This window comes from Bacillus sp. FSL R9-9530 (genome assembly GCF_038008145.1).
In the GTDB taxonomy this organism is placed as follows: Bacteria; Bacillota; Bacilli; order Bacillales; family Bacillaceae_G; genus Bacillus_A; species Bacillus_A mycoides.
The window spans coordinates 1,190,862-1,213,774 of record NZ_JBBOYO010000001.1 but is presented as its reverse complement, the minus strand read 5'-3'; the positions used below and the strand labels follow the sequence as shown (position 1 = coordinate 1,213,774).

Genomic DNA, 22,913 nt, shown 5'->3' with positions numbered 1-22,913 from the left:
ATTTTCCAAATACAAACTTATCATGTATTATATAAATATAGTCATAACATTGGTATTAAAAGGAGGTGAACAATTATGAAAAATATAATCCCAGCATTATTAGCTTATATTATTGTTTGTATCATCGCAATTATCATTCCAGCATCTGAGGGCTATAATACTGTAGGTTGGAAATTCTTTGTTGGGCAAGCGTACGCAATACCTATTTTCATTATTGCTGCTATTATCACATTTTATATAAATAAGAAACGATCTTATGAATAAATGATAAGAAGGATAGCTATTGCTATCCTTTTTTATTTCCATCCAATAGGCTCTTCTGTAATTTTATAATAAAAAGGACAAGTAGCCAATATGACTACTTGTCCTTTCTTTTATCCATACTCAATAATATTAAGCTTGGAATGTTTCTGTTAGTACAGGAACGATTTGTTTTTTACGAGATACAACACCTTTTAAAGTAGCTGTGTTGTTTTGTAATGTTACGTTGTAAGCTTTCTCAACAACGTTTGTTGCTTTACCAATCGCAAGACCAACAGAATCGTTAGTTAAGATATCAGTTACAACGAATAAGAATAGGTCCAAACCTTTTTCTTCTACTACTGTAGTGATAACTTTTTCAAGTTCTGCTTGGTGTACAAGAACGTCGTTTGTATCAACAGCGTTTACTTGTGCGATTTCAACTTTCGCGTTACCCATTTGGAATTCTTTAGCGTCAAGAGAGATTAATTGCTCCATTGTTTTTCCGCTTAAATCAGCACCAGCTTTTAACATTTCTAAGCCGTAGCTATCTGCATCTACACCAGCGATTTCCGCTAATTCACGAGCTGCTGCTACGTCTTGTTCTGTGCAAGTTGGAGATTTGAATAGTAAAGAATCTGAAATGATTGCAGATAACATTAAACCAGCAACTTCTTTACGAATTGTAACGCCATTTTCTTTGTACATTTTGTTTAAGATTGTAGCTGTACATCCAACTGGCTCACAACGGTAGTAAATAGGATCGCTTGTTTCAAAGTTAGCAATACGGTGATGGTCAATAACTTCTAACACACGAACAGATTCGATATCGTTAGCACTTTGTTGACGCTCGTTATGGTCAACTAAAATAACGTTGTCCACTTCGTTTGCTACTGTCTCAACAAAACGCGGTCCTTCTACTTTAAAAGAGTCTAACGCAAATTGAGTTTCACCACTGATTTCGCCTAAACGTACAGGCTCAGCATTCATTCCTAATTCTTTTTTCAATTCTGCATAAGCAATCGCAGAACAAATTGCATCTGTATCTGGGTTTTTATGCCCGAAAACTAGTACTTTTTCCATGTTTTCCACCTCTTCATGAAAAGGATATCTTAAAGAAGCAAATATGACAATATTTTAGACACATTTTTTTATAAATAATTGCAGTTTCTTCTATATTTTTCATAAAAAAATCATCTAAAATGAATTAGATGATCAAAATGTATATTTAATTTAAAATAGTGTAGGAACTTGCACTACATTGTTAAAAGCAAAATTGGAATTTAAACCATTATTCACAAGGTTCACATCAATAACTTGATAAAACGCATTTCCAGTGTCCGCAATCTCCCAAACAGCTAAAATAAGATGGTAGCCACTACGGTCAGTTGGTACATTTGCTTCATGCGTTACTGTTGTCCCCGGTCTAACTCCGCCATCATTTTTTACATAGAACGGCACTAAATCTAAACTAGACCTTGTTAAAGGCATATTTGGATTCCAATCCTTCTTTGTAATGTAGTATTTCCATTCTTTCGTACTATGAGGAGCGGTTAGTTTCCACTTGAATGTATTCATCCCGCCGTTTAACGTAACTTTCTTCCACCTATCAACTGCTTGAACGTCTAAAGCAGGAAAATGGCCAGCTCCTGCGATTTGTCCATCAGAAGGTCCTAATTGCGGAAAACCCCCTATTCCTTCTACACTTTGTGGTTCATATTGAACTGGACCGCAATTTACATTTACCCCTTGCTTACATAAATAAGATCGGCTCGCTGGTGATTCTACATACCCATGAGCTGAAGCCTTTTCTGAAAATCCAAATGTTAATAACCCCGTAAGTAATATCCCGCCACTTAATATAACCTTCTTCACCTTTTGTAAACTTGTCTTTTTCATTCTTTCATCCCCTTCCCAAAAATGAAATGAAAATAACTATAGTTGCCTAGTCATCTTCTCTACATCCATTATAAGTGGAAGAGTATTACTAAAAGAACCCTCTAAAAACTTTCTCAAATTCAATTAGTATATTAAATAAAGTTTATTGATACATTCAAATAACACCGCTAGAAAAATATAGACGGTGTTAAATATACTCAATTAAACCATTCGTTTATAAATAAATTACGAAATTGGCAAAGGTAGCCTAGTTATCGAATAGCCCTCTTCCTCTCAGATTTGCGGAAACAGGCTCCTTTCCTATTTCACGTGCCCATATAGATAACTGGCCGATATGGTGGATTTCATGGACAATGACATGACGTATTATCTCTCCGTGTGTACATTCAATGACTCGGCGCCTGATTGGGGCGTCTCTAGAGCTAATCGGTTCTTCATTGAAATCAGTTTCTGAAAGTTTCCGAGAATCCATTTCATTTGTCCAAGATGTCACAAATGGCTTCACTTTCTCGTGATATTGAGCTGAGAGATTTTTTACTTTTTGCAAGCTGGCATACTCTTCAAACAATGGCTCCTCAGGAACTGGCTCACCTCGCAAACCTAAGATCCACATATATTCCACATCTACAATGTGAAATAGGGTATGTAGTATACTGCCGAACCCACCGACCCGTTTCTTTAATAGTTCTTCATCCGGCATGTCTTCGCACAATGTAAACCACTCATCACGAACTTGCCAGTTATATTGAAACAGTTTCAACATCACAGCAACCTCCATCTTTTAGATTAACATTTAATATTCACCAAAAGACTTCAAAATTCCTATTTAAATAATACCTCTTATAAACCTATTAAAACCTTATACAAATTGGCCCTCAAATTGAACATTCAATATGAAGTTAATGAATGAAAAGAAAACCCCTATTATACAGGGGTTTATCAATCTTTTTATAAATCAATACTCAGACCTAATAACAACTTCGTGGTTTGAAAATATCCCTCTTTTTAAATAAAAATACTAAATCATTTTATAATAAATAACCGTTGCATCTAACTCACCATTCGGAGAAATTGCATATTCAGGTATTTTTCCAACTTCTTGATAGTCTAATGATTTATACAATCTATTGGAAGGGTCTCCTTCTCTCGTATCTAGTACTAAAAGAGACCGTTTTTCTTGTTTTGCTCGCTCCTCTGCTTTTTGCATGAGTAAACGTCCAATACCATTACGTCTAAAGTTTGGATGAGTCATTAACTTGCAAATTTCAGCTCTATGTATCCCATTAGGCTTTGTAACTAAATGTAATTGAATACTCCCTGCCACTTCATTGTTTATTTTAGCAACATACAATATCACTTCTGGTGCTAATATAGTTTGCCAATAATTTGTTGCTTCTTTTTGTTCCAGTGGAGGTAAAAAACCAATTGACGCCTCATCATTTACTACAGTTTTCAACAGTTCAGAAAGCTCTTCAATGTCTTCATCAAGTCGTTTAATTTCTTCTATTACTATACTTCGCATTCCTTTTCCCCCTTTTGTTTCATTGTAACAATTTTTAAAGCAGGAATAATGAAATACTAAGATGAAATTATTAAATATATGATTTTTTAGAGAAAGGATACCTATATGAAGTATATATTAGATAGGAAATATGCAAGAGAATTACTCCAGTGGGCATATGAGCAAAACCCAGGTCCGTGGTTCGATCATTCACGTAATGTTGCCCTTGCAACTGAAAAGATAGTTGTTGAACTTATTAATAATGGGTACGACCTAGATGCTGATATAGCATACAACGCTGCCCTCCTACATGACATAGGAAGATATAAAGGTTTTACTAAATCTGTTATTCATTCCTATGATGGTTATATGTATATGAATGATTTAGGGTATACAGGAAACGCCATTATATGTGTGACGCATTCATTTCCTTGCAAAAATGAGCATTTAGATATCGCGGCAGAGTGGAGCATTGTTCCTGATTATATGGAAAGCCGATTAATTGAAATATTGAATGAAAACAGTGACTACGACTTATACAATAAGGTGATTACCCTTTGTGACGCACTTGCTGATGCGGAAGGCTTTACTACTCTTGAAAAAAGATTGGTTTCAGTTGGTTTACGTCATGGCACAACCTCTCATACTTCTTTCCATTGGAAGGGATTCTATGCAATTAAGAAAGAATTAGAATCTTTAATTGGTAAGAGCATATACACACTTCTCCCTAATATAGAGACATCGATTTATAAAAATATAGAATATTAAAATGGGATTTGACTTGATAGAACATAAAGGTAACTTTGATTTTGGATATGAAGATATTGCGGGTATATCTCGGAAATGTAAATTTTCTAATTGTTCGCATACAAATGAACCACACTGTGCAGTAAAAAAGCTATCTCTGACGGCATACTTTCTGAAGAAATATTTAATAGTTTTTATAGAGATTTAAACGAGGCACACTATGTTTCTAAACAGAGTAATAAAACAAAAGCTATCGACTATATGAAACAATTGAAACTCTTTCAAAAAAATTAGACTAAACTAGAAAGTCCCCCTTAAAAGAATATTTTAAGGAGGGCTTTTTCTTGTTTAATGACTTTGATGTTTCAATTCCACCAGACATTCTTGTACTAAGGTTACTGCCTGACTCATTGCAGCTCCCCCAGCAAACGCGGCTGAAACACCACAAGCCTCTAAAATTTCTTTATCAGAACATCCTTGGTCAATACAGCCCTTCGTATGATAAATCGTACAATATTCGTCTTGTGTTGCTAAACTAATCCCTAATGCAATGAGCTGCTTTTCTCTTTTAGTTAATGTACCCTCCTGAAAACATGCTTGTGTAAAAGCGTTATATGTTTCTGCAATTTCAGGGATTTGTTGCGTAAAATTCCCTATACCTTCTTTATAATCAAGTAATACATCATTTATAGAGCCATATTGTTGATTTTCCATCGTATATCCTCCATTCATTTTATTCACACTTACTTTAGTATGAGATAAAATGAAGGACATATACAAATATTTACTTTAAAAAATAGAATGAATTTTCAGTTTATTTTACTTTTAAATTTGCACATCTACAGTTTCAGCCCATTATCTACTGACACTTTTTCTTTAGAATTTTTCCTTTCAACCTCTTTATTTCTTTCTTCCCAAAATGTTAAACCTTCAATTCCCACATTTTTAGGATCAAACACTGGATCTTTCCCTTCTTTTTTCTGCGTTTCATAGTCTTTTAACACTTTTAATGCCGTTTTACTTAATAATAGAATCGCGATTAAGTTTAACCATGCCATACTACCGATTCCTAAATCTCCAAGGTTCCATAATAGCGACGCTGATTCTACGCTACCGATGTAAACCATAATTAAAAACCCAATTTTCAAAACTGGTTTTAACCAGCTATATTTGAGGTCACGATCTAAATAAGTGAGTGTCGTTTCAGCGATATAGTAGTACGCGAGTAAAGTTGTAAATGCAAAAAAGAAGATTGCGATTGAAATAAATAATGGACCAAATCCTGTCATAACAGTTTCAACTGCTTGTTGTGTATAGATTGGACCTGCATCTACATTTCCCATATTCTTTACAATAGCGCTTTTCCCTTCAGGTATTACATTATACATACCTGTTATTAATATCATAAGAGCTGTCGCTGTACATACTACAATTGTATCAATATATACAGAAAACGCTTGAACTAGCCCTTGTTTTGCAGGATGAGATACTTCAGCAGCAGCGGAGCTATATGTCGCTTCCCCAACACCAGCGACGTTTGAAAATACAGCACGCTTTACTCCCCATGCAATAGCTGCGCCGACGATGCCGCCAAACATTTCATTTACACCAAAAGCACTTGAGAAAATTAAAGCAAACATACTTGGAATTTCCGTTACATTCGCAATTAATACGATACATGTAACAATTACATAACCAATTGCCATAAATGGAACTAGCATTTGAGAAACGCCCGCAATTCTCTTTACGCCACCAAAAATGATAGCTGCTAATAATACGACTAACAATATACCAGTTATATATTTGCTAATACCATTAGAATTTTCAAATCCAACTGCGATACTACTCGATTGAATACCTGGTAATAAAACGCCATATGATAGTGTTACAACGACCGCTACAATGACCGCAAACCATTTCATTTTCAAGCCTTTCTCAATGAAATATGGCGTACCACCACGGTATTCATTGCCTACTTTACTTTTATATACTTGTGCTAATGTTGATTCAATAAATGCACTAGCTGCTCCTAATAATGCCATCACCCACATCCAAAATACAGCTCCAGGTCCGCCGAAAGCGATAGCTGTCGCTACTCCTGCGATATTACCAATTCCAACCCTACCTGATAACGCCAAACAAAATGCTTGAAAGGATGATATCCCAGTCTCCGAGCTCTTCCCTTCAAATAATAGTTTAATCATCTCCTTAAAATAGCGAATTTGTAAAAAACGAGTTGCAATTGTGAAATACACTCCTGCTCCTAATGCGAAAACAACTAAACCAATACTCCAAACTTGCCCTACTAACCATTCTACTAACTGCTCCATCCAAATCCCCCTTATAATTCTTTTGAAAAAGCAATTTTATATATAAGAAAACGGACAACTATTATTAAACCTTCCAGTTGTCCGCATCTCTCATTATTTCATCCCTCTATTTATTAACAGTTAGACTCTCTATTACTTTATATTTACCCAAACACTTTTCACTTCTGTATAGTTATCAAGGGCGTATGAACCTAATTCACGTCCGATACCAGATTGCTTATATCCACCAAATGGTGCAGCTGCATTTTCTAAGTTATAATCATTAATCCACACTGTTCCTGCCTTTAATTTATTGGCAACTTGATGTCCGGTTTTAATATTTTGTGTCCATACGCCCGCAGCAAGCCCGTAAGACGAGCGATTTGCTCTTTCAATTACTTCTTCTGTCGAATCGAACGGGAGTACAACGACAACTGGTCCGAAAATTTCTTCCTTAACGATTGTCATATCGTCTGTAACATTTGTGAATACTGTTGGCTGTACAAAATAACCTTTTTCAAATGCACGTTTACCACCAGCTGCAACAGTAGCACCTTCAGCTTTTCCTTGTTCAATGTAATTTAGCACACGCTCTTGTTGTTTTTTAGATACGAGCGGTCCCATTTCAGTTTCCGCCTCCATACCTGCCCCTAGCTTCACGTCATTCGCCATTTTTACAAGTTCATTTACGACTGTTTCATAATGTTTTCGGTGGACAAACACGCGAGAGCCTGCACTACAATTTTGACCATGATTATACATAATACCTTGGAACGCACCGTTAATCGCTTCTTCTAAGTCAGCATCTTCTAAAATGATGTTTGGTGATTTACCACCAAGTTCTAACGTTACATGTTTAATTGTTTCTGCAGATTGACGCATAATATATTTCCCTGTAACTGTTGAACCTGTGAAAGCTACTTTATCAATATCATGATGGTTTACAATTGCCGATCCTGCTTCAGGACCGAAACCTGGTACAAAGTTTACGACACCGTTTGGAAAACCAGCTTCTTTAAAAAGCTTCGCTGTATATAGTAAAGATAAAGGTGTTTGCTCTGCTGGTTTTAATACAATCGTACAACCCGTCGCAAGAGCGGCTCCCATTTTCCAAGAAGACATAACGAGCGGAAAATTCCACGGGATAATTTGACCTACAACGCCAACCGGTTCATGGCGTGTGTAATTTAAATAATCTTTTGAAATTGGAATGGTTTGCCCAATAATTTTTGTAGCCCATCCCGCGTAATAGCGGTAATTTTCTACAGTCGCTGAAATATCATCATCAAGTGCTACTTGATATGGTTTTCCATTATCTAAAGCTTCCAGCTGTGCTAATTCTTCTCTATGCTCTTCAATTAAATCTGCTAATTTATAAATAAGGTGTGCTCTTTCAGCAGTAGTCATCTCTGCCCACGGGCCTGATTCAAAAGCAAATCTTGCCGCTTTTACTGCGACATCAATATCCTCTTCTTGCGCTTCACATACGACTGCTAGAACATCTTCTGTCGCTGGATTGTATGTTTCAAATGTCTTCCCACTTATTGAAGAAACAAATTCACCATTAATGAACATTTTAATTTCTTCATTTAAAAACGCTTTCACTTTTGGTTTCAGCTCAATGTTTGTCGTTAACATATATACTCTCCTCCTTATTTAAACAGCTGCATGAGCCGCAATTTCTGATAAAATCGTTTGAAGCTTTTGATCTTCTTCTTCAGTTAATCCTAATCTCGGATAACGTGAAGGTCCTCCGACTTGCCCATGTAATTCCATTGAACGTTTAACGATTTGCACATACTTTCCTGACCCTTCAAGAAACTCACAAAGAGGTAAAATAGCATCGTTCATTTCCCACGCTTTTTCTAATTCACCATTTTGAAAATGCTCATACATTTTCGTAACGAGTCCTGGAACGATATTTCCGGCTACTGAAACCCATCCCGATGCACCAACTAAATAAGATTCCATAACTAAATCTTCAGATCCGCAGAAGACTTGGAAAGCACCTTCACCTTGTCTTACTAAATCTCTCGCTTTTCGAATATCTCCGCTAGATTCTTTAATATGTGTAACATTTTCACACTCTTTTCCAATACGGAGCATTAACTCTGTGCTCATATCAACACCAGAAGTAAATGGGTTATTGTATAGCATAATTGGTATATTTACAGCGTTTGAGATTTCTTTAAAATGAAAATAAATCTCCTCTTCCTTCGGTTTACAATAGTAAGAGTTTATAATTAATGCGCAATCCGCTCCGTGCGCTTCTGCATGTTTCGTATATTCAATCGTTTCTTTCGTCGTCTCTGCAGCAGTTCCAACAATGACAGGAATACGGCCATCAACTTCTTTTAATACTGTTTCTACCATGTTAAATCGTTCTTCTTTTGATAAACTAACAAATTCCCCTGTACTTCCATTAATAATAATTCCAGCTACCTTTTGCTCAATAAAGTAGTTTACGTTTTGTTTTACGCCTTTCCAATCAATCTCTTGAAATTCATCCATCGGTGTTATTAATACTGGAAATGCCCCTTTAATTTTTTGCATCTTTATCTCTCCCTTTAACATATTATTTTAATAAGAAACCTGTTGGAAACGGATCAGTAGGATCTAATATAAATGTTTGCATACCTGTAATAAACCCTCTACTTTCAAATCGAAAAATGTATCCGAGTTCTTCTTTCTTCACTTTTTCTACTGTTATAAAGCTATTAAAAATACTTTCATTTTTAAAAGGTTTATCCGCTATATAATCATTTTTAAATAATGTATGAACATAAGACACAATAGTAGAAACAAAACCTGGTGAACGTACTATAAAGTTATCTTCATGAAATGTAATCGACTTTATATGGTTCTTTTCTTTTTGCATAGAATCTACTAAAATAAGTCTTTTTATTAATGACTGTTTTTGTATAGCTTGAAGTGTAGCTTCACCCCATTTTTTTAATTTAGAGATGTTTTCAATACTGATTTCTGGCGAATACGTATCCTTTTCTACAACTGCATATACTTTATCTGCCTGTATGAGAGAGTAACTTATATTACCAACCTTTAAATTTTTCTCAATCATATAACATAGTTTGCTTTCAAACGAAACAGATACAACTTCATCATTCTCTACATATGCATTCACTGAAAATATGCCAGATAGCGTTTCGATTTTGTATTGATTAGACTCTCTCTTTTTTAAATACCCGCTTTCTAGTAACATCGTTATTACTGCGACAATGCCTCCGTAATGAAGAGGAATGGATCCTTCATGATTAAAAAACAATACAGCTGCATCCACTTCATTATGAATAGAAGGAACGACAATACATCCATTTAAACCGATAAAACCACGTGGTTCATTTAATAAAAGCTTCATTTCTTCTGCTAATTCACCTGAAAATTGTTCGTTTAATTGCTCCAAACTGTAGTAGTATTTACATGGTACGTCTTTCATTACACGAAATGCCTCGCCATTTACGTGTACGTCTACTGCTGTATACATTTTTTGAATGTTCATTTTACATCCTCCGTTTCATGTTCCATCGGCGGAATTAGCAAAAATCCTTCTTTAAGTGGATCCTTTTCATTGTAAAAAAATCTATGCATACCCATAAGCCAAGCTGATCCCGTAATTTTCGTTACTACAGCTTCAATATTTTCTACATATGTTGTATTCATAACACACCCTTTAAATAAAGAACCTACAATACTCTCATGAACAAATTCTTCATCGATATCAATTTTTTTATGAGCATATAATACAGCTAACTTCGCTGATGTTCCTGTGCCGCATGGAGATCGATCAATTCCTCCTGGCGGAACAACAACTGTATTTTTCACATGCGCACTTTCATGAGTAGGATCTGTATAAAATTCAACATGTGTTAATCCTCTTATAAACGAATACTCTGGATGAATGATTTCAAACTTCTCATTAATTGTATTTCTAATATGAATCGCCTTATCAATGATTGTAGATGCGTTTTCTGGTACTAACTCTAAACCTACTGACTTCGCATCGATAATGGCATAAAAATTCCCTCCATACGCAATATCAGCCTCTACAGTTCCAATTTCTTCGACGTGTACAGAAATATTTTTCAGTAAAAAAGCTGGTATGTTACAGAAGGAGACTTCTTTCGCTTTCCCATCTTGAACAGAAATATCTACTTCAACTAAGCCAGCTGGTGTATCTAGCTTTAAAGAAGTAACCGGTTCAATTACTGGAATTAAACCTGATTCAACTAAAGCTGTACATACACCGATTGTATCGTGGCCACACATCGGCAAATATCCACCTGTCTCTATGTATATAACACCTATATCAGCTTCAGGATGACATGGATCTGTTAATAATGCCCCTGACATTACATCATGACCACGAGGTTCATTCATTAACAATTTCCGAATCCAGTCATACTCTCTTTTCATATGTAACATCTTCTCTGCCATCGTCTCTCCAATTAACTTAGGAAGTCCGCTAATTAATGTCCTCGTTGGATTCCCGCCGGTATGTGTATCAATCGTCGTAAAGACTCTTTGTGACCTCATCCGTTTAACACCCTTTCTGTAAAACGACTCAAACGAAGTGGTTCAATAGGAATGATTGTTTCTTTTTCATTTAATAACTCTTCAATCACTTTCCCAGTAACTGCCGCAAGACTAATTCCATCACCTTCATGTCCTGCTGCTATAAAGTAGTTCGGAATATGTTCCACTCGTGAAATTATCGGCAAATGATCTTCTGTCCACGGGCGTAATCCAGCATATGAACGAATCACCATCATATCTGCCATTTTTGGATAAAAACGAATTGCTCTATTCGCAATACATTTAATAACCTCGTTATTTATCTTCGTATGAAAACCTACAAACTCTCTACTACTACCAATTAAAAAATTTTGGCTTTCTGTCGGTTCAAATACAAGTGCCACCCCATACTTTTCAGTTAAAGCATCCACTTTTCGTTTTCCACCAAATTTAGAAATTAAATAACCAAATTCCATTACTTTACGGCAGCCAACGTGTTGTTGCCTTGAAGCTACAATAATATGTCCCTTTCTCGGTTCAATTGGGATATTCACATCTAACATCTGTCCGATTTTAGGAGCCCACACACCGGCTGCGTTCACAACTTGCTTCGCAGTAAACGTTCCATTTGTTGTTTCTACAATAAAGGAACCGTCTATATCTCTTTTCACTTCTTTAACTTCTGTATGATTAAAAGCTTTTGTACCAAATTTCTTCGATTCTGCAAGAAGTGAAAAAGCAAGAAGATATGGATTTACAGTTGAATCCGTTGCACATTCTAAACCGCCTAATAAATCATCTGCAAAAAATGGTGATTCTTCTTTTATATCTTGCCTATCAAGCATTCGAAATGGTAAACCAACCTCTTTTTGACGATTTACCCATTGCTGCGCTGCCTCCATCTCTTCGTCTGATTCACAAACGAGAATGCTTCCTGGCGCTCTATATTCAAATGAGTGCTCCAATTCTTCACTTAATTCAGTTACTAAATTTTGACTTACTAACGACATTTGACTATCAAACCCTGGGTCTTTATCAATCGCCAAAATGTTCCCGTCACACCGTGAAGACGTTCCACTGACAAACTCCCCTTTTTCAATGATTGTTACGTCTCTTCCGTATTTTGATGTGTAATAAGCGATAGAACATCCTATAATACCACCGCCTATTATTAAAACGTCACAGTGTCTCACATAGCACCCCTCCTTTCTCCTAAATCTCTCACTTTCTATTTATGCAATTGGTGTGCCAACTCTACATACAGAACTATTTATATGAAATAATTTTTATTTGTAAAAATATTTTAAATTTATCGTAAATAGGTGTATTATTTTTTTATCACTGTCTAAATTTTTATACATAATAGGAGGGCAATATGGCATTTTCATTCCCAACAATAAAAGAGTTAATAAAAATTTTGTCAATTGATTGTACAAGTATCGTTAAGCGCATGACACAGGTAGGTGAAAAATTTTATTACCTCCATTCACCTACTGAGGAATGGAGGTGCGCAGTTATATATGAAGATGAATCTTTCACTACTTTAATCGACGCATTTTCTCATGAACTAGCCGTTGTCATCATTAAAGAAAATCAAGAGCCTTTATGCTGTATAACTGCTCAGCAAATGATTCCTTTTCTTTATAAGTATTACAATGAACTACTAGCTTTTTATAACACTGTTATTCAAACGTCTGATTCTTCTGTTACAGTCATCGACGATAAAGAATGCGTTCGTACTTGGACAGATGGCGCTGAAAAGATTTTTTCAGTGAACCATAATGAAATTATCGGACAACCCATCACCCGTTTTTTTGATTATAAAGATTTAGAAATTCTGCAATCATTACATGACGGAAAAAGCATAATTGCTCAGTTCCATCAGCCACGTCCAGATTTGTTCGTATTAATTAATTCAAACCCAGTTTATTGCAACGATAAAATTATTGGAGCAGTCGTTTCAGAAACGGATGTTACAAATCAAGTCGTATTAAATGAAAAACTATTTAATATGTCGCATGAAATGCACCGTTTAGAACAAGAAGTAGCAAAATATAAAGATACATCCGATCCTTTCCTTGCGATGAATGGAAAAAGCCCTGTTATACAAAGAACGATTCAATTAGCTAGAAAGGTTTGTTCAGTGAAATCCACGGTTTTAATACTCGGAGAAAGCGGAGTTGGAAAAGAAGTGTTTGCGAAAGCAATTCATGAAGCAAGTGAGACAGCAAATGCCCCTTTCATTTCAATTAACTGCGGCGCAATCCCAGAAGCGTTATTTGAAAGTGAATTATTTGGTTACGAGCGCGGGGCGTTTTCTGGTGCAAATAGTAAAGGTAAGAAAGGTAAAATAGAACTTGCACAAGGCGGTACTTTATTCCTCGATGAAATAGGCGAAATGCCGCTCGATATGCAAGTGAAACTTTTGCGTGTACTGCAGGAACGAAAGTATTACCGAGTTGGTGGAGAAAAAGAAATCAATATTGATTTCCGCATTATCGCTGCTACAAACCGTGATTTACAAGAAGAAATGAGAAAAGGAACTTTCCGAGAAGATTTATACTATCGCTTAAATGTAGTTAGCTTGCTTATTCCACCGCTGCGCGAAAGACGAGAGGATATTATCGAATTGACGTACTCCTTTTTAAACGATTTTTCAATAAACTATAACAGGCCTATTCGAGACTTACCTTCAAATATTATGCATGAACTACTTCATTACAATTGGCCTGGTAATATTCGCGAGCTCCGAAACGTAGTTGAAAGACTCGTCGTATTTGCGACAGACGGCATTATTAAACAAGAATATTTACCATTTCATACAAATGAAACTTTAGACAATCATACAGCTCAATCCCTATTACTCAGCAACAATAATACGATTCTTTCTTTACAAGAAGAAATGGATGAGCACGAGAAAAAGGTAATTGAAAGAGCTTTACGCATTTTAGATGGTAATAAATTAGAATGTGCGAAACAACTTGGCGTAACAAGAGCCACTTTATATAATCGTTTAAAAAGACTGGGGTTACAATAATCCCTCTCCTCCTCTATATTGGCATAGTTTTTGCATAATAATTTGTGTAAACCGAACTAGAGGAGGAATACATATGACGAATAAAGAGAACTTAATTGTTTGTCGTTGTGAAGAAGTTACATACGGACAACTTCAATCGACAATTGCTGAATATAATTGCTCAGCTCGTGAGCTAAAACTAAGAACACGTGCTGGTATGGGTTTTTGCGGCGGTAGAACATGTAGAATGACGATAGAACGAATGGTAGAAAATGCGAATCCTAACATATCCCAAAATAAAATTCCATTAAAATATCAACCGCCAGTGCGTGCTGTTACTTTTGGAGCGGTAGGTGACAATCAATGAGTAGAATTACACATCACCCTATTTTAGGTAGTTTAAATAATAATCAGCACATCACTTTTCAATTTAACGGTCAACAATACGAAGCATATGAACATGAAACGATAGCGGCCGCTCTACTTGCAAACGGAATAAGAACGTTAAGAGTGCATGAAGATAGCGGAACTCCGCGAGGTATTTATTGTAATATCGGGCATTGTTCAGAATGCCGCGTGACAGTAAATAATCAATCGAACGTACGAGCATGCTTAACAGTTGTAGAAGACAATATGGTTGTTGAAAGTGGAAAACAGCATCCGAATATCGTGAGAGAGATGGTGAAAAAGCGATGATCGATGTAATTATTATTGGCGCAGGACCAGCAGGATTATCAGCGTCTATCTCTTGTGCCCATTTTGGACTTAACGTACTTGTTATTGATGAATTTATGAAGCCGGGCGGGAGATTGTTAGGTCAGTTGCATCAAGAGCCTACTGGGGAATGGTGGAACGGAATAGAAGAATCAAAGCGCCTTCATGAAGAAGCAAAATCCCTTTCAGTCGATATTCGGTGCGGTGTTTCCGTATATAACTTAGATGAAGATGAGAGGTCTTGGTTCGTGCATACAAATATCGGGACGCTAGAAGCACCGTTCGTACTAATTGCTACTGGGGCTGCTGAGTATTCCATTCCCCTTCCTGGATGGACACTTCCAGGAGTTATGTCAATTGGAGCAGCTCAAGTTATGACAAATGTTCACCGCGTTCAAGTTGGTAAAAAAGGAATCATTATCGGTGCTAATATTTTGTCATTCGCCATTTTAAACGAATTGCAATTAGCTGGAATCACAGTGGATCATATTGTACTCCCTGAAAAAAGCGAATTAAGCCAAAAGGCCGGTGAACCAGAAGAAGTTTTAAACTCACTCTTAAATGCGGCTCACCTCGCCCCATCTCCCTTCCTACGTATAGGTAGCCGTTTTATGAAATATGATTGGATTCGAAAAGCTGGATTAACATTTTATCCAAATAGCGGCATGAAAATAAACGGGACGCCGCTTCATCTTCGTAAAGCTGCACTTGAGATTATCGGAGCGGAACAAGTTGAAGGTGTTCGTGTTGCTAACATTGATTCTAAAGGAAATATTATTAATGGATCAGAAAAGATATATGAGGCTGACTTCGTTTGTATAGCCGGAGGTTTATATCCGCTTGCTGAGCTTGCCGCTGTAGCAGGATGCCCTTTCTATTACATTCCAGAATTAGGCGGACATGTTCCACTTCATTCAGAAGAAATGGAAACCCCTCTTCCAGGTTTATTTGTAGCTGGAAATATTACCGGAATTGAAAGCGGAAAAATCGCGATGGTGCAAGGAACAGTTGCAGGTCTATCTATCGCTAAACATGCAAGTGAGAAACTTGACGTAGTCGACCAACAATTACAACAAGCAATTCAAAACGTTCACTCTGTTCGTCAAAAAGCAGCGATTCAATTTAACCCCATGATTGATGTTGGTAGACGGAAGATGAATGAACTTTGGCGTGATTATTCTTCTACATATGCACATACTAAAAAGAGCTGCTGAGATTACTCTCAACAGCTCTTTTCACTACTCGTCCGAGTTATTAAATTTCGCTAATGCGTAAATGCCTTCTTCATCATCTAATTCAAGTTGCAATCTTGCTGCAAATGAATTGACGTTGTATTCTCGATCAAGCAACAAGCGTAGTGCTTCGATTAAGTTTGCTTGAATTAAAATTTGCTGGCGACCATTTACCTCTACTTCTGCAGAGAAACCGTAGTCATCATCATACATTAGTTCAACTGAAACTTCTTCTGGACCAACTTGTCTTTTTTCAGCGATATATACGCAAAGCGCATTTATAAGTTCTTGTTCAGAAATTTTTATTGTTTCCATGCTACTTCATCTGCCTTTTTCTTACGTTGATCTTTGAAGTATTTAAATGCACGAACTGCTAACATTACGATACCAGCCATTACTAACATATTTACCATAAACGCTAATACAGAACCAAGTGCTCCCATATTTGCAAATAAGCTGCCCATTAGTAAACCACCAAGACCACCTAGTAATAAGCCTTTCATAAAGCCACCTTTATTACTTTTTGGCGCTGTGTTTGTTGCTTTTGTTTTTGAATCAGTTGTCGTTTTTTGTGAATTCACATTAGAATCTTTTTTGTTTAAATCAACTTTTGACTTTTGACCTGAACTTGGTGTATATGATTTTTTACCAGATTTGTAACTTTTCGCTGCCGCATGATCTACGAACATAAAGCTACTAGCCCCAAAGATAACCATGAATGCTGTCATTACTGCTACAAGTTTTTTCAACATATTATATCCATTCTCCTTTTATATAGATATATGTGAAATCTACCTTTCTAGTAAATTCAGAATGATAGATTTGTTTTAAAACCATTTTAAAGGTTCTTATGAACTTATTATATGAACTTTTGTCGAAATATGCAAGCATTATTTACTTACGACAATTTCATGACATAGGAAAAATTAAGCAAAACGGAATTGACTTTAAATGAAACAAAACATATTATAAGTTCATAAGAACTTTTTATAATTTTGGAGGTGAAAAGATGGAAACATTTCATCTCACACGAAACGAAATGGCAACGCTCCTTCTATCACTAAGAGGATGGAATACGAAGAAGCCTCTCGGCATTTTACAAGAAGCTTGGGCAAAGTCACATAAAAAAGATATTGAAAGCGGACAAAGCGTTACTGCTTTTATTACAACCGCACTTTCACCTATTTTTGAAAAATTGATTAAAATTGACGATACGGATGTCGGTTTTTCTTTAAATGAAATAGTTGCGCTTGGCAATCAGATTGAAAACACGAGTTTCTCTGTAACTGCTATGCAAAACTGGGTGAAACGAGATATAAAAGAAATGATTGGCTCCCCTCAAAAAGGGAAAAAATACTCAATCGAACAAGCAGCATTACTATTCATTGTCGAAGATTTAAAAACAGCGCTTGATTTTGAATCTATTCGTAAGCTATTACGTCTTATCGTAAATGACCCAGCCGATCGAAGTGATGACTTAATCAATCCTGTTCATTTGTACGGAGCATACTCTTCTCTATTTGAAGAACTCAATCAAGGGAATTGCTTACAATTAAATGCAACAGACACAATCCATACAATTGAAAATATCGTGAAAGAAAGAGCTGATAAAATAGCAAGTAAGTTCAATCAAATTAATAACGAACAACGCGAAGCAATTCGTAACGCCATTATTATCGCCACCCTTTCTGTACATACCGCATATGTACAAATGTTAGCGAAACGTTACGTAACAGCAACTTTATTTTTACAAAATTTAGAAGTGAAACCGTAAAAAATAGGAGCAGATTTGCTCCTATTTTTTAATTTCTATACTATTTTGCACTCCTTAACTCTTTGCATCTCATACATTTTCAACTGATTCTCTACATATGATTCAATTTTTTTGAACCCTGCTTTCTCATAGCATCGCATTGCCCTCTTATTATCTTCCCTAACTTGCAATACAACCGCTTGTATATCAGGGTCTAAAAATGATTTAGCGATAAAATAATTTGTAATCTCTGTTCCAAGCCCTTTTGAATATAAATTTGAGACGCCAATCAATATTGAGTACTCCATCACATATATATCGTCATTTCTCTTCTTTTTTAATCCAACTCTCCCTATTACTTCATCCTCTACTACGATCACATGATAACTTGCATAAGATCGAGACAGTTTTTCTGTCCAATACTTTTGAAGTTCTTCTATTGTATATCGTTTGAATAGTTTCACGTCCGCTATGTTATGTAATTCTTCGTCATTATACCACTCTAATATAATTGGTAAGTCATCCATTTCTAATAAACGCTCATGCCAATACATATTTTCACCCCATCCAATTTCGAATTACTTGGTCAATTAAATTGAATACGCATATTCTTTTTTTGGCAAATTCACAATGTCCCGAATGTAAAATGATCGTTCTATTATATCTTCTAACTGACCATTTCTATAAACATAAATACCACCTACATATGAACTGTAAGCCTTTTTCTCAGTTATTATCGCTAATTTGTTATTTTCTTCGTTAAAATCACCTTCTAGCCCTTTTTCAAATGCTAAGCTTTTGGATGTTGAAGAATAAAGCTGAATTAATGATGCTATTTCTAAATGATTTGATTTTGCAAGGTACTTTATTTCATTAGCAATCATTTCATCCTGCAATGGAAGAAAGCCCTTCACTTCTAATTTCTCTACTTTACGAAAGAAATTTTGTAACTCCAGAGTATAAAACGACAGTTTTTTCTCTTCTATCTTTTTAAAAATGCTTTGTAACAATAAATCTTTACCTACTACAAACGGATGACCAAACCCATTATTATAAAGCTCTTTTTTCATCTTAATTAGCTGTTCAATAAAAGGTATTCCCGTTTCTTCAATAACAAGCTTTCCATCTATAAAACGCATACTGGCAATTAGTTCTTTTATCTCAATACCTTCTAACTCAAGCGATGAATAATATAAATCTCTATTCCAAAAATCTAATTGATCCATTCCTAGTGAATTAAATAATAGCTCATCTATAATCGGAAAAACTCCATCTTCTGATAAACCTTTCGTTACATCTTCTAATAATCCGGAAGTCTTATTTAAAATTGTGCGTATTTCATCATCCTCTTGAATAATTCGAACAGTCCAATCCCCGTGATCCTCTCCAGATATTTTCTGAAAGCAATGCGAATATGGACCGTGTCCAACATCGTGTAGAAGGGCTACAGTAGATACTAACTTTCGCTCATATTCTGACAAATGAATGTCACCAATCTCCGTAAGATGTTCTATCACTTTATTAACTAGTACATATACACCTATTGAATGTTCGTTCCTCGTATGTATTGCGTTCTCGTGTAAAAAATATGTATGTCCTTGTTGTTTAATATGGGCCAACCTTCGAAACGCTTTAGTATCGATCAATCGTATAATATCTCTATCTTGAATAGTAATTGATCCGTAAATAGGATCTGTAAAACGCATAACTTCTCCCCCTTTGTAAATTCAACACTTACATCATTATACAAAATTTTCAGTCTACTAATCCTTTCATTCTCTTTAAATATGAGAAATTTTTAATAATCTTTTCATTATCTCTTCATGAAAACATGGCTTATATCCTTTACTATAATACTTATGAGAGACATAAAAGAATTGAAATGGCAATCCCCTATATGAATAAGGTATAATCTACATATAGTGAACCTTTTATGTTATTAAATAAAGGGGCTTATATTCAAAATTCATAAATTAGAAGGTGCAACAATGGTAAGTAGTTTTATTCATTCAGTATTAACGTTTTTTGAAGGATTAGGTTATTGGGGCATTATGCTTGGACTTATGATTGAGATTATCCCAAGTGAAATTGTCCTTGCTTATGCCGGATTTTTAGTATTCAATGGTAGTATCTCATTTGTAGGCGCAGTTGTATTCGGTACAATTGGTGGTGTTATTGCCCAAATCTTTGTTTACTGGATTGGTCGATATGGTGGTCGCCCTGTATTAGAACGTTACGGTAAGTATATTTTCATACATAAAAAACAAATGGATGCTGCTGAAGATTGGTTTAATCGTTACGGAACTGGCGTAATTTTCACTGCACGTTTCATTCCTATCGTTCGTCATGCGATATCAATTCCTGCTGGTATTACAAAAATGCCATTACTACGTTTCACTACATTAACAGCACTTGCGATCATCCCTTGGTCTATCATTTTCATTTATTTAGGTGAGAAACTAGGTGAAAATTGGGAGAATATTAACGATATTGCTGGACCGTATGTGAAATCGTTCGCTATCGGTGGCGTTGTACTTATACTTTTATATTTCGTAATAAAAAAGTGGACAAAAAAACGTAAAAATCTTGCTTAAGATTATAATAAAAACCGCTATAAATTCATTTAGAATTATAGCGGTTTTTATTATAGGCTTGATTATGTATTAGAAATTGCATTATTTCTTCTTTATGCTTTAAGTCATGCTGAATGAGTGATGGAAAATAATTATTTAACCTCACTTTTTTTGTACCAAATTGATAGTCATTATTAAAATTACGAGCAGGAATTCGCTCAATTTGGTCTACTAATTGTTTACGAGTAAAGCTGAATTGATCTAATAGTTCTTCTTTTGAAATACCAGATCTCGCATATTTTATTGCACCCTCATTCATTTCCTCAACACCTGTTGGAACATTGGGTACAGATTGTCCGCTTATAAAGTATGGAATTCTAAACTTCATTAAAAACTCATCCCAAACGATTAAATGTGAAATCACATCCGCGGTTCCCCATGAACCTTTTCTAAAAGGTTTAACCATACATCATTTTAGTTACATACTTCAACGTTTGGCACCAATCTATTAGACTTAACTTTTTTTCTAGAATACTTTCTTTCTCCATAATTCATTCCTTCCTCTTTCACACTAATAATCGATTCATATATAACTTCTAGACATTACATAAAAACCCCTCCATTCTAAGATTTACATGGATAAGCAACAATTCCACCATAAAATACGTATAGTAACTCAAAAAGGATTGATTCCCTATGCATTGGCAGCAAAAAGTACCATACTTAATCGGACGCCCTGTTGGTGTTTCTCTCATTAATGGGCAAGGGACATCCGGCGTTTTATGCGGTGTTCAAAATAATCAATTATTTGTTTACGAATACCTTTACCAAGCCCAGTTCGCCATGAAACATTATGACTTTAGACAAATTCAAGATATACACGCCTTTACAAATTGCCCACACCAAAATCCTCTATACTAAAAAACAGGAACGGCTTTATTGCCATTCCTGTTTCTATTGTTTATGCATTATTTTTCAGAGTAAAACTTCTGCACTGCTTCATCAAAATAGATCCATCCTTTCCAGCCTAAATGAATTGTATCTTTTAAGAAATACTTATCATATTCATGGCTAGAAAAATCGACTACTGGGTATCCTGCTTTCTCGACTTGATCGCGAACCTTATTGTAATACACATCACGACGTTCTTTTGGGAAACCAGCGTAATCATACCACGGTCCGTTTACAGGCACAGAAATAAAGAGTGGTTTTACATTTTTTTCTTTGAAAAGATCTAAAACAATTTGTAAGTCATCATATTCTGGTGAATCATCATACGATTCATTTGCTCTAAAGTTTTTTAAACCTTTTAATTTTTTCTTTAAATTATGTTTATAATAATATGGATTTTCAATTCCGAATGTATTTGTTGTGGATCCTACTTTACCTTCTTGTTCCGCATGTTTACGTGCATCTTCCCAAGAAAGCGAACGTAATCCCATATTTGTTTCCTCTTTCATCGGTTCGATCTTAAATAGAGAGTTAAATAAATCTCGATGATCTAAAATGTTCCGGTACATATACGCTAGCGGTTTAGCTAGTCCGGCTTTTATGTTATGTTTTGTATCGTTATATACAATACTTTCTAGCGAACTATTTAATATCGCATCCTTACGAACAACTTTATAATCTAGTAAACGTTTCGCGATTTTTTTCTTCATTTCAGGCTTTATTTCGTCATTAAAAATAAAGTGATAGGCTTGTTGTTTGGAGAAATTATTTGTAAAATCCCCTTGTGATACACCGGTTTTTGTAAACCATTGTGGTGAAAGAACAAAGACTACCTTTTTATCTTCTAATTCATCCATTGTAGACGTCATATTTAATATATGAGCCAAGCTTTGCGTACCACCAGTCCCTATTAAAAATGGAGTAAAACCTGCTGGATTTACTTTAAAATAGTTAGATGGATGATATGCATCCATTCGTAAAAACTCTGATGAACCATACATCGGTAAATACTGCGAATTCTCTAACATTTTCTGTTGCAAGAAAACACTTTGTAATTTCTCTTTTTGTAAGGAAGTTGCTGCATCTTCTATCTTTTTATCGCTTATTAATGATACTAAACTCTTAGATGGAATAAGCAATACAATGAAAAAGAGTAGACACGCTAAAATAATTGGACCAAAAGCATGCTTCATCTTCATCGTTTATTCCTCTTTCTATTACGAATAAATTGTAACCCTTGTTTATGACACGTCATCATTTTTCTCCTTTTTTCTATACATGTTCCATTCTATTTATCTATTATATACATGTATGTATTTCCTCCCTTGCTCTATTAAGTCCTATACAAATAGCGCAAGAAAATGCTTCCAAAGAAACATGTTAATTATACAAGATTCTACATAAATTTCACACTTTAATTTATGTAATAATTTTATTTTTAAGCGATG

The 22,913-nt window shown here is 35.3% G+C and carries 25 protein-coding genes and 2 pseudogenes; 10 read left to right on the top strand and 17 right to left on the bottom strand.

Features of this window, described 5'->3' with window-relative positions; all coding sequences use genetic code 11:
- Positions 1-75: 75 nt before the first annotated feature.
- Entirely contained in the window at positions 76-264 is a 189-nt protein-coding gene (locus MKX66_RS05995) for a DUF4017 family protein (protein WP_061690278.1), read from the top strand.
- Positions 265-393: 129 nt separating this feature from the next.
- Here the strand turns inward: MKX66_RS05995 and ppaC are convergent, their stop codons facing one another.
- The 4 genes from ppaC to MKX66_RS05975 all read right to left on the bottom strand — a co-directional run bounded on the left by ppaC (position 394) and on the right by MKX66_RS05975 (position 3,661).
- Positions 394-1,323 (bottom strand): manganese-dependent inorganic pyrophosphatase, encoded by a 930-nt coding sequence (ppaC, locus tag MKX66_RS05990; RefSeq protein ID WP_002032629.1) that lies wholly within the window; start codon positions 1,321-1,323, stop codon positions 394-396.
- Positions 1,324-1,473: 150 nt separating this feature from the next.
- Entirely contained in the window at positions 1,474-2,139 is a 666-nt protein-coding gene (locus MKX66_RS05985) for a lytic polysaccharide monooxygenase (protein WP_002012991.1), read from the bottom strand.
- A gap of 247 nt (positions 2,140-2,386) precedes the next feature.
- Entirely contained in the window at positions 2,387-2,902 is a 516-nt protein-coding gene (locus tag MKX66_RS05980; protein WP_016101259.1) for a DinB family protein, read from the bottom strand.
- Between the two features lie 255 nt (positions 2,903-3,157).
- The gene (locus tag MKX66_RS05975; protein ID WP_193653656.1) at positions 3,158-3,661 is read right to left on the bottom strand and encodes a GNAT family N-acetyltransferase; all 504 of its coding nucleotides are present in this window, start codon (positions 3,659-3,661) and stop codon (positions 3,158-3,160) included.
- A gap of 105 nt (positions 3,662-3,766) precedes the next feature.
- Here MKX66_RS05975 and MKX66_RS05970 point away from each other — a divergent pair, with 105 nt between their 5' ends.
- Together MKX66_RS05970 and MKX66_RS05965 are read left to right on the top strand one after the other, a co-directional pair.
- The gene (locus MKX66_RS05970) at positions 3,767-4,408 is read left to right on the top strand and encodes an HD domain-containing protein (protein ID WP_193653655.1); all 642 of its coding nucleotides are present in this window, start codon (positions 3,767-3,769) and stop codon (positions 4,406-4,408) included.
- A 1-nt stretch (position 4,409) separates the two neighbouring features.
- A pseudogene (locus tag MKX66_RS05965) lies at positions 4,410-4,681 on the top strand (hypothetical protein).
- A 54-nt stretch (positions 4,682-4,735) separates the two neighbouring features.
- Here MKX66_RS05965 and MKX66_RS05960 read toward each other — a convergent pair.
- From MKX66_RS05960 to MKX66_RS05930, 7 genes are all read right to left on the bottom strand, one after another.
- The gene (locus MKX66_RS05960) at positions 4,736-5,101 is read right to left on the bottom strand and encodes a carboxymuconolactone decarboxylase family protein (protein ID WP_002085063.1); all 366 of its coding nucleotides are present in this window, start codon (positions 5,099-5,101) and stop codon (positions 4,736-4,738) included.
- A gap of 125 nt (positions 5,102-5,226) precedes the next feature.
- Positions 5,227-6,717 carry an alanine/glycine:cation symporter family protein gene (locus tag MKX66_RS05955; protein ID WP_002189873.1) on the bottom strand — a complete coding sequence of 497 codons (1,491 nt, stop codon included), beginning with the start codon at positions 6,715-6,717 and terminating at the stop codon, positions 5,227-5,229.
- Between the two features lie 132 nt (positions 6,718-6,849).
- Complete coding sequence (locus MKX66_RS05950; RefSeq protein WP_098168337.1) at positions 6,850-8,334, bottom strand: aldehyde dehydrogenase family protein; 1,485 nt, start codon at positions 8,332-8,334, stop codon at positions 6,850-6,852.
- A gap of 18 nt (positions 8,335-8,352) precedes the next feature.
- Positions 8,353-9,249 (bottom strand): 4-hydroxy-tetrahydrodipicolinate synthase, encoded by an 897-nt coding sequence (gene dapA, locus MKX66_RS05945; protein WP_002189875.1) that lies wholly within the window; start codon positions 9,247-9,249, stop codon positions 8,353-8,355.
- A gap of 22 nt (positions 9,250-9,271) precedes the next feature.
- Entirely contained in the window at positions 9,272-10,213 is a 942-nt protein-coding gene (locus tag MKX66_RS05940) for a proline racemase family protein (protein WP_002142093.1), read from the bottom strand.
- Positions 10,210-11,247 (bottom strand): proline racemase family protein, encoded by a 1,038-nt coding sequence (locus MKX66_RS05935; RefSeq protein ID WP_078185957.1) that lies wholly within the window; start codon positions 11,245-11,247, stop codon positions 10,210-10,212. Before MKX66_RS05935 ends, MKX66_RS05940 begins: the two co-directional genes overlap by 4 nt.
- Positions 11,244-12,419, bottom strand: a complete 1,176-nt coding sequence (locus MKX66_RS05930) for an NAD(P)/FAD-dependent oxidoreductase (protein WP_002032609.1) — start codon at positions 12,417-12,419, stop codon at positions 11,244-11,246. Before MKX66_RS05930 ends, MKX66_RS05935 begins: the two co-directional genes overlap by 4 nt.
- 182 nt (positions 12,420-12,601) lie before the next feature.
- On the opposite strand from MKX66_RS05930, the gene MKX66_RS05925 reads away from it, so the two are divergent.
- From MKX66_RS05925 to MKX66_RS05910, 4 genes are all read left to right on the top strand, one after another.
- Positions 12,602-14,263, top strand: a complete 1,662-nt coding sequence (locus tag MKX66_RS05925) for a sigma-54 interaction domain-containing protein (protein ID WP_215589762.1) — start codon at positions 12,602-12,604, stop codon at positions 14,261-14,263.
- 73 nt (positions 14,264-14,336) lie between these two features.
- On the top strand, positions 14,337-14,609 hold the full coding sequence (locus MKX66_RS05920; RefSeq protein WP_341085781.1) for a (2Fe-2S)-binding protein: 273 nt from the start codon (positions 14,337-14,339) through the stop codon (positions 14,607-14,609).
- Entirely contained in the window at positions 14,606-14,938 is a 333-nt protein-coding gene (locus MKX66_RS05915; protein WP_341085780.1) for a (2Fe-2S)-binding protein, read from the top strand. Before MKX66_RS05920 ends, MKX66_RS05915 begins: the two co-directional genes overlap by 4 nt.
- Positions 14,935-16,170 (top strand): NAD(P)/FAD-dependent oxidoreductase, encoded by a 1,236-nt coding sequence (locus MKX66_RS05910; protein WP_341085779.1) that lies wholly within the window; start codon positions 14,935-14,937, stop codon positions 16,168-16,170. The genes MKX66_RS05915 and MKX66_RS05910 overlap by 4 nt, the downstream gene beginning before the upstream one ends.
- 24 nt (positions 16,171-16,194) lie before the next feature.
- Here the strand turns inward: MKX66_RS05910 and MKX66_RS05905 are convergent, their stop codons facing one another.
- Positions 16,195-16,503, bottom strand: coding sequence for a YxcD family protein (locus tag MKX66_RS05905; RefSeq protein WP_002127770.1), 309 nt, complete (start codon positions 16,501-16,503; stop codon positions 16,195-16,197).
- Entirely contained in the window at positions 16,491-16,940 is a 450-nt protein-coding gene (locus MKX66_RS05900; RefSeq protein WP_002032604.1) for a hypothetical protein, read from the bottom strand. The genes MKX66_RS05905 and MKX66_RS05900 overlap by 13 nt, the downstream gene beginning before the upstream one ends.
- Positions 16,941-17,197: 257 nt before the next feature.
- On the opposite strand from MKX66_RS05900, the gene MKX66_RS05895 reads away from it, so the two are divergent.
- The gene (locus MKX66_RS05895; protein ID WP_341085778.1) at positions 17,198-17,962 is read left to right on the top strand and encodes a DUF1836 domain-containing protein; all 765 of its coding nucleotides are present in this window, start codon (positions 17,198-17,200) and stop codon (positions 17,960-17,962) included.
- Positions 17,963-17,997: 35 nt separating this feature from the next.
- On the opposite strand, the gene MKX66_RS05890 is transcribed toward MKX66_RS05895, so the two are convergent.
- Together MKX66_RS05890 and MKX66_RS05885 are read right to left on the bottom strand one after the other, a co-directional pair.
- Complete coding sequence (locus MKX66_RS05890; protein ID WP_002142101.1) at positions 17,998-18,495, bottom strand: GNAT family N-acetyltransferase; 498 nt, start codon at positions 18,493-18,495, stop codon at positions 17,998-18,000.
- Positions 18,496-18,531: 36 nt separating this feature from the next.
- The gene (locus MKX66_RS05885; protein WP_002142103.1) at positions 18,532-19,647 is read right to left on the bottom strand and encodes an HD domain-containing protein; all 1,116 of its coding nucleotides are present in this window, start codon (positions 19,645-19,647) and stop codon (positions 18,532-18,534) included.
- Positions 19,648-19,929: 282 nt separating this feature from the next.
- Here MKX66_RS05885 and MKX66_RS05880 point away from each other — a divergent pair, with 282 nt between their 5' ends.
- Entirely contained in the window at positions 19,930-20,535 is a 606-nt protein-coding gene (locus MKX66_RS05880) for a DedA family protein (protein ID WP_341085777.1), read from the top strand.
- Between the two features lie 25 nt (positions 20,536-20,560).
- Here the strand turns inward: MKX66_RS05880 and MKX66_RS05875 are convergent.
- Positions 20,561-21,062: pseudogene (locus MKX66_RS05875) on the bottom strand (DinB family protein).
- A gap of 148 nt (positions 21,063-21,210) precedes the next feature.
- Between MKX66_RS05875 and MKX66_RS05870 the strand changes: the two are divergent.
- Positions 21,211-21,435, top strand: a complete 225-nt coding sequence (locus tag MKX66_RS05870) for a hypothetical protein (RefSeq protein ID WP_215589767.1) — start codon at positions 21,211-21,213, stop codon at positions 21,433-21,435.
- 47 nt (positions 21,436-21,482) lie between these two features.
- On the opposite strand, the gene dltD is transcribed toward MKX66_RS05870, so the two are convergent.
- Complete coding sequence (gene dltD / locus MKX66_RS05865) at positions 21,483-22,664, bottom strand: D-alanyl-lipoteichoic acid biosynthesis protein DltD (protein WP_002142108.1); 1,182 nt, start codon at positions 22,662-22,664, stop codon at positions 21,483-21,485.
- Positions 22,665-22,913: the final 249 nt, after the last annotated feature.